The sequence below is a fragment of the Thauera phenylacetica B4P genome (assembly GCF_000310225.1).
GTDB classification, from domain to species: domain Bacteria; phylum Pseudomonadota; class Gammaproteobacteria; order Burkholderiales; family Rhodocyclaceae; genus Thauera; species Thauera phenylacetica.
Genome location: NZ_AMXF01000130.1, coordinates 1 through 11,157, shown reverse-complemented (window position 1 = coordinate 11,157; position 11,157 = coordinate 1). Strand labels below are relative to the sequence as shown.

Genomic DNA, 11,157 nt, shown 5'->3' with positions numbered 1-11,157 from the left:
GTCACCGAGCGCGGCATCGCCCGCCCGGGCGAGCTCGCCCGCCTCTACCCGGAGCAGGCGCGATGAGCGCCGGCACGCCCGGCTGCATCCACGAGGAGGCCGGCTGGCGCGGCGAGGACGACCCGCGCGCGCGCCTGCTCCACACCCTGCGCGCGATGGGCGCGGCGCGGCTCAACGTCGGTACCTCGGGCAACGCCAGCCAGCGCCTCGAGGGCGGGCGCATGCTGATCAGCCCGAGCGGGATCCCCGCCGAGCGCTGCCGCGCCGAGGACATGGTGGTGGTGGAGGCTGACGGCCGCTACGCCGGCGCGCGCGCGCCCTCGTCCGAGTGGCTACTCCACCACGACGTCTACGCCGCCTTCCCGGCGGCCGGCGCGGTGCTGCACGCGCATTCGCCCTTCGCCACCGCGCTCGCCTGCCAGCGCCTCGACATCCCGCCCTTCCACTACATGATCGCGCGCTTCGGCGGCACCACCGTGCGCTGCGCGGGCTACGCCACCTTCGGCACCCAGGCGCTGTCCGACGCCACCGTGGCGGCGCTGCACGAGCGCAGCGCCTGCCTGCTCGCCAACCACGGCACGGTCGTGCTCGGCAGCGACCTCGACCACGCTCTGGCGATGGCGATCGAGTTCGAGACCCTGTGCGAGCAATACTGGCGCACGCTGCAACTGGGTGCGCCGGTGCTGCTGTCGGAAGAAGAGATGGCCGAGGTGATCGAACGCTTCAAGTGGTACGGCAAGCCGCGCGCCTGAACCGCGGATCCGACCGCGGGAGCGGGCTTGACCGCGAAAACCCACCGCTCGGAACCTACCTCTCCAGCACCCGCAGCAGGCTCGCGGTGTCGTCCCGCCCCCAGCCCGCGCCCATCAGCGCGTCGAGCTGCTGCCACACCTGCGCCGCCACCGGCAGCGGCACGCCGAGGCGGGCGGCCTCCTCCATCAGGATGGCGAAGTCCTTGTGGTGCAGGCGAGCCTCGACGCCGGCGGCGAAATCGCGCGCCACCATCTTCGCGCCCATCACCTCCAGGACCCGAGAGCCCGCCGAGCCGCCGGCGAGCGCGCGCAGCACGGCGGCCTCGTCCACCCCATGCGCGGCGGCGAGGCGGAAAGCCTCGGCGCAAGCCTGGATCGCCGACACCATGATCATCTGGTTGCAGGCCTTGGCCACCTGGCCGGCCCCGGGCGGGCCGATGTGCACGATGCGCTTGCCGAGCACCCCGAACAGCGGCCGCACGCGGGCGAGCGTGTCGTCCTCGGCGCCGGCCATGATCGCCAGCGTCGCATCGCGCGCCCCCTGACCGCCGCCCGAGACCGGCGCATCGACCCAGCCGATGCCGCGCTCGGCGTAGCGGGCGGCGAGCACGCGCGCCGTCGCCGGGGCGATCGTGCTCATGTCCACGTGGATGGCCCCGGGGGCGAAGCCCTCGGCCAGCCCTTGCGCCCCGAAGGCGAGCGCCTCGACGTCGGCGCTCGCGGTCACGATGGTGATCACCACCTCGCTGCGCGCCGCCAGCTCGGCCGGTGTCGCACACAGCGGCACGCCCTCGGCAACCAGCGCCGCGGCCGATTCGGGACGGCGCGCCCACAGCGCCAGGTCGTGGCCGGCGGCGCACAGGTGGCGGGCCATGGGTTCGCCCATCACGCCCAGGCCGATAAATCCGATCTTCATGTGCTTCTCCCCTGCCCCGTTCATTCGCCCGCGCCGCCGCTCATGCGCTCGAAGAGCTTGAGCATCGCCACCGAATCGTCCTCGCCCATTCCGCAGCCGATCATGCCGTTGAAGAGCTGCGCCGTGGCCGCAGCCGCGGGCAGCGCCACGCCGAGCCGGTGCGCCTCGCCCATGACGATGCGCAGGTCCTTCTGGTGCATCCAGGCCTTGAAGCCGGGCCGGAAGTTGCGCTCGAGCATGCGCTGGCCGTGGTTCTCGAGGATGCGCGAGTACGCGAAGCCGCCGAGCAGCGCCTCGCGCACCTTGGCCCCATCCGCGCCGCTCCTGGCGGCGAAGTTGAACGCCTCGGCGACCGCAGCCACCCCCACCCCGGTGATGATCTGGTTGCAGGCCTTGGCGACCTGACCGGCGCCGGCCTCGCCGATGCGAGTGATGGACTTGCCCATGGCCTCGAGCAGCGGCAGCACGCGCGCGCAGGCGTCCGCATCGCCGCCGACCATGATGGTGAGCGTGCCCGCGATCGCGCCCGGCTCGCCGCCCGACACCGGCGCATCGAGCGCGACGATGCCGCGCTCGGCCAGGCGTGCGGCGATGGTCTGCGCCGCGGCGGGCGCGATCGTGCTCATGTCGATGTGGATGTGGCCGGCGCCCGCGCCATCGGCGATGCCGTCCGCGCCGAGCGTCACCTGCTCGACGTCGGGCGCGTCCGACACCATGCTGATCGTGACCGCCGCGCGTCGCGCCACCTCGGCCGCGCTCGCGCAGTCGCCGGCACCGGCGTCGAGCAGCGGCTGCATCGACTCGCGGCGGCGGCTCCACACGTGCACGCGGTGGCCGGCCTTGATGAGATTGAGCGCCATGGGCCGTCCCATGAGGCCGAGTCCGATGAATCCGACGTCCATTGAGTGGAGTCCTCCAGAGTGGGGGCCGCTTGGGCGGGGGTCTGGCATCCGCGGGCCAGCCCGCTCCCACGGCAAGGCACCGCCTGGCCCCCATGTGGGAGGCCTTGGCCGAGAAAACAGCGCCCGGTCCTGCGATGTTCGCGGGCAAGCCCGCTCCTGCGGCAAGACACAGCCCGTCGCCCCTGTGAGAGCGGCCTTGACCGCGAAAGCAGCGCACGGAGCGCGTGCCCAAAACGGGCTGGCCGCCGCAGGCCAAGCCCGCCATAATCGCCGCCATGAAATACGGTCCAATCATCAAGGAAATCGGGCGGGGCGCCAAGGGTGCCCGCGACCTAGACACGGCCGCCGCGGCGGCGCTCTTCGGCGACATCCTCGATGGCGTCGTGCCCGAGCTCGAGCTCGGCGCCATCCTGCTCGCCTTCCGCATCAAGAGCGAGGCGCTGCCCGAGCTGCTCGGCTTCAAGCAGGCGATGGACGCGCGCACCGCGCAGGTAGCGGTGCCCGAAGGCCCGCGCTGCGTGGTGCTGCCGACCTACAACGGCGCGCGCCGCCAGGCCAACCTGATGCCGCTGGTGGCGCTGCTGCTCGCGCGCGAGGGCGTACCGGTGCTGATCCAGGGCCGCCACGACTTCGAGACGCGGGTGAGCCCGTTCGAGCTGCTCGCCGCGCTCGAGCTGCATCCGGCCGCCGACGCGGCGGCGGCCGCTGTGCAGCTCGCGCAGCGTCGCCTCGCCTGCATCGGGGTGGACCGGCTGCTGCCCGGGCTCGACCCGCTGCTCGCGCTGCGCGTGCGCATGGGCGTGCGCGCCAGCGGCCACACCATGGCCAAGCTCATCGACCCCTGCCGCGGGCGCAGCGTGCGCGTGGTGGCGGTGACCCACCCCGAGTACCTCGAGCGCATGGACGCCTTCCTGCGCGCCGACGGCGGGCGCGCGATGCTGATGCGCGGCACCGAGGGCGAGATCTACGCCAACCCGCGGCGCTGCCCGGAGATGAAGGTGTATGTGGAGGGCGAGGCGAGCGTGGGCGTCCCCGCCGAGGAAGGTGGCGCGCCGCCGCTCGCCGGGCTGCCCGACGCGCCCTCGGTGGCGGACAACGCCGCGCTGATCCGCGCCATGCTGGCGGGCGAGGTCCCGGTGCCGGGGCCGATCCTCCGGCAGGTCGCCGCGCTGCGGGCGCTGGCGAACTGAAGCGCCCTGCCTGGAAGCGGGCCGGCCCGCGAACCGGCCATCGAGGACGCGTTCTTTGGCGGGCAGGTCCGCTCCCACCGCAGACCCTGCGCGAAACACCCTCTCGCATCCCCTTTCGCGGGCAGGCCCGCTGCCACGGCGGTCCGGGGCACGAGACGGCCTCGTGCCTGCCGAGCGCGCGCTGCGCTCAGGCCGCGAGCCGGCCGGCGCGGTAGTCGGCGACGGCCTGGTAGATCTCCTGCTCGGTGTTCATCACGAAGGGACCGTATTGCGCGATCGGCTCGCCGAGCGGGCGGCCGGCGATCAGCAGCACGCGGGCCTCCTCCAAAGCCTCGATGCGCACGCCGTCGCGGTCCGCGGCGTTGGCGAGGATCGCCATGTTGCGCACCGGCACCTCCACCTCGCCGAGCTTCACCCGACCGCGATACACATAGACGAAGGCGTTGTGCCCGGCGGGCAGCGGCTGCGAAAAGCTCGTGCCGGCGGGCAGGTGCAGGTCGAGGTAGAGCGGGGCGGTGACCGCGCGCGTCACGGCGCCGCTCACGCCGTGGCTTTCGCCGGCGATCACGGTGACCTCGACGCCATCGTCCGTGGTGAAGCGCGGCAGCTCGCCCGCGGCGAAGTCGCGATACCAGGGCGCGCTCATCTTGTCCTGCGCGGGCAGGTTCAGCCAGAGCTGGAAGCCCTCCATGACGCCCTCTTCCTGCTGCGGGATCTCGGAGTGGATGACGCCGCGGCCGGCGGTCATCCACTGCACGCCGCCGTTCTCGAGCAGGCCCTCGTGGCCGGCGCTGTCGCGGTGCAGCATGCGCCCGGCGATCATGTAGGTCACGGTCTCGAAGCCGCGGTGCGGGTGATCGGGGAAGCCGGCGATGTAGTCGTCCGCCTGGTCGCTGCCGAAGGCGTCGAGCATCAGGAAGGGGTCGAGCCGGCGCTGCAGCGGCTGGGTGAGCACGCGCGTGAGCTTGACGCCGGCGCCGTCCGAGGTCGGATGGCCGGTCACGAGCCGCTCCACCGTGCGCGGATGCTGCACGGTCGCGGAGGGGTGGCGGGGGGCGGGGGTCGTGCTCATTTGCGTGCTCCTCTGTTTGGGGTCGGGGGTGCGGGGCGGGTGGGCCCGCCCTCGTCGTCCAGGCCGGCCTCGCGCCGCCGCCGGCGGTCACGAGGCTTGCCGCGCATGACTCAGGCGAGCGCGGCGGCGATGTCCGCCTCGGCCTCGGCGAAGCCCTGCTTCGTGGCCTCTTCACCCATGTTCAGGCCTTCGGCGTAGATGAAATGCACGTCGGTGATGCCGAGGAAGCCGAGCAGGGTCTTCAGGTAAGGCGTCTGGGTGTCGGCCGCGGTGCCGCGGTAGCGCCCGCCGCGCGCGAAGGTGACATAGACCTTCTTGCCCTTCAGCAGGCCTTCGGGGCCGTTCTCGGTGTAGCGGAAGGTGACGCCGGCGCGGGCGATCGCGTCGATCCAGTTCTTGAGCTGGGTGGAGATGCCGAAGTTGTACATCGGCACGCCCAGCACCAGCACGTCGGCGGCCTGCACCTCGGCGACCAGCGCATCGCTCAGCGCCACGCGCGCCGCCTGCTCCGGGCTGCGCTGTTCGGCCGGGGTGAACAGCGCGCCCAGCGCCGCCTCGTTGATCGCCGGCGCGGGGTCGCGGGCGAGGTCGCGCACCACCACGCGGGCGGCCGGCTCGCCGGCGACAAGGCGGGCGACGAGCTCGTTGGCGAGGCGGGTGGAGTTGCCGGCTTGGGAGCGGGCGCTGCCGTTGATCTGCAGGATGTTCATGTGCTTGTCCTCTGGATTGGGGATGGGATGGACTGCAGTGTATTGGACGCGGGGGATTGCATTAAGCCCCCTCGAAGCACATGATTGTTCCACACATGGAACAAATCGACCCCAACGACCTGCTCGTCTTCGCCCGCGTCGTGGCCGAGGGCAGCCTCACCGCCGCGGCCGACAAGCTCGGCCTGCCCAAATCCACCGTCTCGCGCCGGCTGTCGCGGCTGGAGGAGCAGCTCGGCGAGCGCCTGCTGCTGCGCACCACCCGTCGCCTCAACATCACCGAGTTCGGTGCCGCCCTGCTCGACCACGCCCGCCAGCTCGAGAGCGAGGTCGAGGCGGTCGCGGCGCTCGCCGAGAGCCGCCAGGCGCGCCCGAGCGGGCGGCTGCGGGTGTCGATGCCGAGCGACTTCGCCAACCTGCTGCTCACCGACATGCTCGCCGCCTTCGCTGCGCTGCATCCGGGGGTGACGCTGGAGCTCGACCTGTCGCCGCGCCGGGTGGATCTGCTCGGCGAGAACTTCGACCTCGCGATCCGCCTCGGCGACCTGCCCGACGACGCGCTGCTCGCCGCACGCCGGCTGGCGGTGTTTCCCTGGGGGCTGTATGCCGCGCCCGCGTATCTTGCCGAGCACGGCGAGCCGCAGGCGCCGGACGACCTCCATCGCCATCGCGCGCTGCGCCTGCTCGCGCGCACCGGCGACGCGATCCGCTGGAACTTGCTGCGCGGCGAGCAGCGCTGGGAGGGCGTGCCGCCGGGCTCGATCACCGCGAACTCGCCCGAGCTGCTGATCCGCTTCGCCTGCGCGGGCGCGGGCATCACCACGGTGCCGGAGTATTTCGCGGCGCCCCACGTGCAGCGCGGCGAGCTGCGCCGCGTGCTGCCGGACTGGCATCCACCCTCGATCGCCGCCTGGGCCGTCTTCCCCGGCCGGCGGCTGATGCCGGCGAAGACGCGGGCTTTCCTGGACATGCTGCAGGCGGCGCTGGGGAACGAGCGGCACGGCTGAGCCGGGACGACGAGACGGGAGGCGCCGGGAACACCGCGCCGGCGTGCCGGTCGCAGTTCACTGACGCGACTGCCCCGCTCGCCTACAATGGCGCCCTCTCCCCGACGACCGAACACGATGACCCTGCTGCACCGCATCCTCAACCTGCCCGCGCGGGTGCTCTACCTCAGCCTCTTCCTGGTCGCGACCGGGCTGCTGAGCTTCGGCCTCTACCTGCAGCACGGCCTGGGCCTCGAGCCCTGCCCGATGTGCATCATGCAGCGCTACGCCTTCGCCACTGCCGCGCTGATCGCGTTGATCGCCGGCCTGCATGCACCCGGGCGCGGCGGCGAGCGTGTCTACGCGGCGCTGATCGGCGCGTCCGCACTCACCGGCGGCGGCATCGCCGCGCGCCAGAGCTGGATGCAGATCAACCCGCCGCTGATCCCGGAGTGCGGCCCGGGGCTGGAGTTCATGCTCGAGAGCTTTCCGCTCGCGCAGGCGCTGCCGATGATCTTCCGCGGCGCGGGCGACTGCACCGTGATCGAATGGACCTTTCTCGGCCTGTCGATCGCGAACTGGTCGCTGCTGTGCTTCACTGCGACCGTGCTCTTCGCCGGCTGGATGCTGCTGCGCCGCGGCTGATACGACTTAGCCGCAGCTCGCCGGGCCGTCCTTGACGCCGAGCTTGTGCAGGATGTTCACCAGCGGGCACAGCCCGGTGAAGGCGCTCTGGAACAGGTTGAGGCCGACGAAGCCGGTCACCCACAGGAAGTGCTTGCTGACGAACAGCGGCGAGGCCTCGACGCCGAGCGCGAGCGAGATCAGGACGAAGGCGCCGGCAAAGGCGCGCACGTATTCATTGGTGGTCATGCGGGGTTCTCCTCGGGGTTTTTGAGGCTTGCGATGCGGCCACGCATGGCCGCGTAGTAGAGCACCGGGATCACCACCAGGGTGAGCACGGTGGACACGAAGATGCCGAAGATCAGGCTGATCGCCAGGCCGTTGAAGATCGGGTCGTCGAGGATGAACACCGCGCCGATCATCGCCGCCAGCGCGGTGAGCCCGATCGGTTTGGCGCGCACCGCGGCGGCGCGGATGAGCGCCTCGCCGAACTCCATGCCCTCGGCGACTTGCTGATTGACGAAATCCACCAGCAGGATGGAGTTGCGCACGATGATGCCGGCGAGCGCGATCATGCCGATCATCGAGGTGGCGGTGAATTGCGCGCCGAACAGCGCGTGGCCGGGCATCACGCCGACGATGGTGAGCGGGATCGGCGCCATGATGATCAGCGGCACCAGGTAGCTGCGGAACTGCGCCACCACCAGCAGGTAGATCAGCACCAAGCCCACGGCGTAGGCGGCGCCCATGTCGCGGAAGGTCTCGTAGGTGATCTGCCACTCGCCATCCCACTTCAACTGGTAGCCGGCGTAGGGGTCGGCGGGCTGGCGGATGAACCACTCGCCGAGCGTGCCGCCGAGCCCCGGCGCGCCCTCGAGCGCCATGCCATTGACGCGCGAGCGGATGTCGAACATGCCATACAAGGGCGAATCGAGCTTTCCGCCCATGTCGCCGGTCACGTACACCACCGGCAGCAGGTCCTTGCGATACAGGATCTGCTCGCGGCGGGTCTCGGCGACCTGCACCACCTCCGAGATGTTGATGAGCTGGCCGGCGTTGTCGCCGCCGCGCGCGCGCACCTGCATGCTCAGCAGGTTGCCGAGCTCGGACTGGCGCACCGCCGGGAGCTGGATGCGCACCGGGACCTCGTACTTGTTGTCGCCGCCATGCACCGGGGTGACGTTCTCGCCGGACAGCCCCAGGCGCACCACCTCGACGATGTCGGCCTGCGCCACGCCCATGCGCGCAGCCTTGGCCTGGTCGACACGCAGCACCAGCTTGGGCGCGTCCTCGTCCACCGTGTCATCGACGCCGACGATGTCCGGGGTGTCCTCGAAGGCGGCGCGCACACGCCTGGCCACTTCCACCTGGCCGTCGTAGTCGGGGCCGTAGATCTCGGCGACGATCGGCGACAGCACCGGCGGGCCGGGCGGCACCTCGACGACCTTGACGTTGCCGCCGTTGCGCAGCGCGATCGCGGTCACCGCGTCGCGCACCGACACGGCGATCTCGTGGCTCTGGCGCTCGCGCGCGGTCTTGTCGACCAGGTTGACCTGGATGTCGCCCTGCTCCGGCGCGCTGCGCAGGTAGTACTGGCGCACAAGGCCGTTGAAGTTGATCGGCGCGGCGGCGCCGGCGTAGGACTGCCAGTCGGTGACCTCGGGCACGGTGGCCAGATGGGCGCCGATCTCGTTGAGCACGCGCGCGGTGTCCTCGACCGGCGTGCCGACCGGCATGTCGAGCACGACCTGGAACTCGCTCTTGTTGTCGAAGGGCAGCATCTTCATGACCACGAGCTGCACCACCGGCAACGCCACCGAGGCGCCGATGAGCGCGAACACGACCACCCACAGGGCCAGCCGGTTACGACCGCCACGGCGGGCATCGAACATGGGGGTCATCACACGGCGGAAGAGGCCGTCGAGGCGCTTCGTCATCCTGTCCTCGCCGCCGTGCTGGCGGGCGTCGACGTTCTTCAACATCTTCTGCGCCAGCCAGGGCGTGACCACGAAGGCCACCACCAGCGAGATGAACATGCCCATCGAGGCGTTGATCGGGATCGGGCTCATGTAGGGGCCCATCAACCCGGTGACGAAGGCCATCGGCAGCAGCGCCGCGATGACGGTGAAGGTGGCGAGGATGGTGGGGCCGCCGACCTCGTCCACCGCCTTGGGGATGAGTTTCCACAAGGGCGTGTCGGGCTCGAGCGTGTGCCAGCGGTGGATGTTCTCCACCACCACGATGGCGTCGTCGACCAGGATGCCGATCGAGAAGATGAGCGCGAACAGCGACACCCGGTTGAGCGTGAAGCCCCAGGCCCAGGACGCGAACAAGGTGGCGGCCAGGGTGAGCGTGACCGCGATGCCGACGATGATGGCCTCGCGCCGGCCGAGCGCGAAGAACACCAGCGCCACCACCGCGGCGGTGGCGAAGGCGAGCTTGCCGATCAACTGGTTGGCCTTGTCATTGGCGGTCTTGCCATAGTCGCGCGTGACGGTGACTTCCACGCCCTCCGGGATGACGCTGCCGCGCAGGTTCTCCAGGCGCTGCATCGCGGCCTGGGCGACGTCGGCGGCGTTGGCGCCGGGCTTCTTCGACAGCGCCAGCGTGACCGCGGGGAAGAGCCCCTGCTGCTCGATGCCGCGCGCCTCGGCGGCGACGCCGGTGCCGAACCAGACGTATTGGGAGGGCTGGTCGGGACCGTCGACCACCTCGGCGACGTCGCGCAGGAACACCGGCTTGCGGTCCTGCACACCCACCACCAGCGTGCGCACGTCCTCGGCGGACTCCAGATAGGTGCCGGTCTGCACCAGCACCTCGCGATTGCCCGCGACCAGGCTGCCCGCCGGCTGCGAGGCGTTGGCGAGCTGCAGCGCGCCGCGCAGGTCCTGCGCGGTGATGCCGTGCGCGTTCATGCGCTCGGTGTCCATGTCGACCCGAATCACATGCCCGGGGCCGCCGATGGTGGCGACGTCGCGGGTGCCGGGGATGCGCTTGAGCTCGGTCTCGGTGGCGCGCGCGACCTGCTGCAGCGAGAACGCAGCGCGCTCGGGGTCGGCGGTCCAGAAAGTGAAGCTGACGATGGGCACGTCGTCGATGCCCTTGGGCTTGATCAGCGGCTTGCCGACGCCGAGCTGGGGCGACAGCCAGTCGGCGTGCGAGTCCACCGTGTCGTAGAGCCGGACCAGCGCCGTCTGGTTGGGCACGCCGACCTCGAACTGCACGGTGATCACCGCCATGCCGGGGCGCGACACGGTGTAGACGTGCTCGACGCCGGCGATGCGCGACAGCACCTGCTCGGCCGGCCGCGCCACCAGGGCCTCGACGTCGCGCGCCGAGGCGCCCGGGAAGGGCACCAGCACGTTGGCCATGGTGACGTCGATCTGCGGCTCTTCTTCCTTGGGCGTGATCAGGGTGGCGAAGATGCCGGCGAGCAACAGCACGAGCGCCAGCAGCGGCGTGATCGCGTTGCGCTGGAAGCCGGCCGCGATGCGGCCGGAGATGCCGAGGGGCTTGTCCATGACGGTCTCCCGGCTCAGCGCGCGGCCGCAGCCGAGCGGGCCTGGATGCCGGCCTGGACCGGGTCGAGGGCGAGGGTCTCGTCACCCCTGAGGCCGGAGAGCACCTCGACGGCATCGCCGCCGGGCAGCGCACGGCCGAGGCGGATCTGGCGCAGCATGAAGCCGCCCTGGCCGTCGGCGGCATACACCGCGGTGAGCTCGCCGCGACGCAGCACGGCGGCGGCGGGGATCACGACGGGGCCGGCGGCGGAAGTCGCGCCAGAGCCGGCAGCGGCACCAGCGCCAGGCGTGCCACGGAAATGCACGCGCGCGAAGCTGCCAGGCAGCACATCCTCGACGCCTGCGGGCAGGTCCACCCGCACGCGCACCGTGTGCGTGCGGGCATCGGCGGCGGGCAGCACGCTGACCGCGGCGGCCTCGATGACGCGCCCGCTGGCGGGCAGCTCGACGCTGGCGCGCAGCGGGCCGGCGCCGAGCTCGGTGAGGC

Annotated in this window: 11 protein-coding genes; 4 read left to right on the top strand and 7 right to left on the bottom strand. The window is 71.5% G+C overall.

Annotated features, from left to right (window positions below; all coding sequences use genetic code 11):
• Positions 1 to 62: 62 nt before the first annotated feature.
• On the top strand, positions 63 to 752 hold the full coding sequence (locus C667_RS15005) for a class II aldolase/adducin family protein (protein ID WP_004367787.1): 690 nt from the start codon (positions 63 to 65) through the stop codon (positions 750 to 752).
• A gap of 55 nt (positions 753 to 807) precedes the next feature.
• Here C667_RS15005 and C667_RS15000 read toward each other — a convergent pair whose 3' ends face one another.
• Together C667_RS15000 and C667_RS14995 are read right to left on the bottom strand one after the other, a co-directional pair.
• A complete protein-coding gene (locus C667_RS15000) occupies positions 808 to 1,668 on the bottom strand; it encodes an NAD(P)-dependent oxidoreductase (RefSeq protein WP_004367785.1) in 861 nt (286 codons plus the stop codon).
• 20 nt (positions 1,669 to 1,688) lie between these two features.
• The gene (locus tag C667_RS14995; RefSeq protein ID WP_004367783.1) at positions 1,689 to 2,570 is read right to left on the bottom strand and encodes an NAD(P)-dependent oxidoreductase; all 882 of its coding nucleotides are present in this window, start codon (positions 2,568 to 2,570) and stop codon (positions 1,689 to 1,691) included.
• 275 nt (positions 2,571 to 2,845) lie between these two features.
• On the opposite strand from C667_RS14995, the gene ybiB reads away from it, so the two are divergent.
• Positions 2,846 to 3,760 carry a DNA-binding protein YbiB gene (gene ybiB, locus C667_RS14990; protein ID WP_004367781.1) on the top strand — a complete coding sequence of 305 codons (915 nt, stop codon included), beginning with the start codon at positions 2,846 to 2,848 and terminating at the stop codon, positions 3,758 to 3,760.
• Between the two features lie 187 nt (positions 3,761 to 3,947).
• Here the strand turns inward: ybiB and C667_RS14985 are convergent, their stop codons facing one another.
• Both C667_RS14985 and C667_RS14980 read right to left on the bottom strand, forming a co-directional pair.
• Positions 3,948 to 4,832, bottom strand: a complete 885-nt coding sequence (locus tag C667_RS14985; RefSeq protein ID WP_004367780.1) for a pirin family protein — start codon at positions 4,830 to 4,832, stop codon at positions 3,948 to 3,950.
• 110 nt (positions 4,833 to 4,942) lie between these two features.
• Positions 4,943 to 5,542, bottom strand: coding sequence for an FMN-dependent NADH-azoreductase (locus C667_RS14980; RefSeq protein WP_004367777.1), 600 nt, complete (start codon positions 5,540 to 5,542; stop codon positions 4,943 to 4,945).
• 95 nt (positions 5,543 to 5,637) lie between these two features.
• Here C667_RS14980 and C667_RS14975 point away from each other — a divergent pair, with 95 nt between their 5' ends.
• Both C667_RS14975 and C667_RS14970 read left to right on the top strand, forming a co-directional pair.
• Positions 5,638 to 6,546 carry a LysR family transcriptional regulator gene (locus C667_RS14975; protein ID WP_004367775.1) on the top strand — a complete coding sequence of 303 codons (909 nt, stop codon included), beginning with the start codon at positions 5,638 to 5,640 and terminating at the stop codon, positions 6,544 to 6,546.
• A gap of 117 nt (positions 6,547 to 6,663) precedes the next feature.
• Positions 6,664 to 7,170, top strand: coding sequence for a disulfide bond formation protein B (locus C667_RS14970; protein WP_004367773.1), 507 nt, complete (start codon positions 6,664 to 6,666; stop codon positions 7,168 to 7,170).
• A 6-nt stretch (positions 7,171 to 7,176) separates the two neighbouring features.
• On the opposite strand, the gene C667_RS14965 is transcribed toward C667_RS14970, so the two are convergent.
• The 3 genes from C667_RS14965 to C667_RS14955 all read right to left on the bottom strand — a co-directional run.
• Positions 7,177 to 7,398, bottom strand: a complete 222-nt coding sequence (locus C667_RS14965) for a YgaP family membrane protein (protein ID WP_004367771.1) — start codon at positions 7,396 to 7,398, stop codon at positions 7,177 to 7,179.
• The gene (locus C667_RS14960; RefSeq protein WP_004367768.1) at positions 7,395 to 10,670 is read right to left on the bottom strand and encodes an efflux RND transporter permease subunit; all 3,276 of its coding nucleotides are present in this window, start codon (positions 10,668 to 10,670) and stop codon (positions 7,395 to 7,397) included. Before C667_RS14960 ends, C667_RS14965 begins: the two co-directional genes overlap by 4 nt.
• A 14-nt stretch (positions 10,671 to 10,684) precedes the next feature.
• A partial coding sequence (locus C667_RS14955; RefSeq protein WP_004367766.1) for an efflux RND transporter periplasmic adaptor subunit occupies positions 10,685 to 11,157 on the bottom strand: 473 nt, incomplete at its 5' end.

Coding starts and splice junctions, on each gene's coding strand:
- C667_RS15005 (WP_004367787.1), top strand. CDS start 63: ATGAGCGCCGGCACGCCCGGCTGCATCCACGAGGAGGCCGGCTGGCGC.
- C667_RS15000 (WP_004367785.1), bottom strand. CDS start 1,668: ATGAAGATCGGATTTATCGGCCTGGGCGTGATGGGCGAACCCATGGCC.
- C667_RS14995 (WP_004367783.1), bottom strand. CDS start 2,570: ATGGACGTCGGATTCATCGGACTCGGCCTCATGGGACGGCCCATGGCG.
- ybiB (WP_004367781.1), top strand. CDS start 2,846: ATGAAATACGGTCCAATCATCAAGGAAATCGGGCGGGGCGCCAAGGGT.
- C667_RS14985 (WP_004367780.1), bottom strand. CDS start 4,832: ATGAGCACGACCCCCGCCCCCCGCCACCCCTCCGCGACCGTGCAGCAT.
- C667_RS14980 (WP_004367777.1), bottom strand. CDS start 5,542: ATGAACATCCTGCAGATCAACGGCAGCGCCCGCTCCCAAGCCGGCAAC.
- C667_RS14975 (WP_004367775.1), top strand. CDS start 5,638: ATGGAACAAATCGACCCCAACGACCTGCTCGTCTTCGCCCGCGTCGTG.
- C667_RS14970 (WP_004367773.1), top strand. CDS start 6,664: ATGACCCTGCTGCACCGCATCCTCAACCTGCCCGCGCGGGTGCTCTAC.
- C667_RS14965 (WP_004367771.1), bottom strand. CDS start 7,398: ATGACCACCAATGAATACGTGCGCGCCTTTGCCGGCGCCTTCGTCCTG.
- C667_RS14960 (WP_004367768.1), bottom strand. CDS start 10,670: ATGGACAAGCCCCTCGGCATCTCCGGCCGCATCGCGGCCGGCTTCCAG.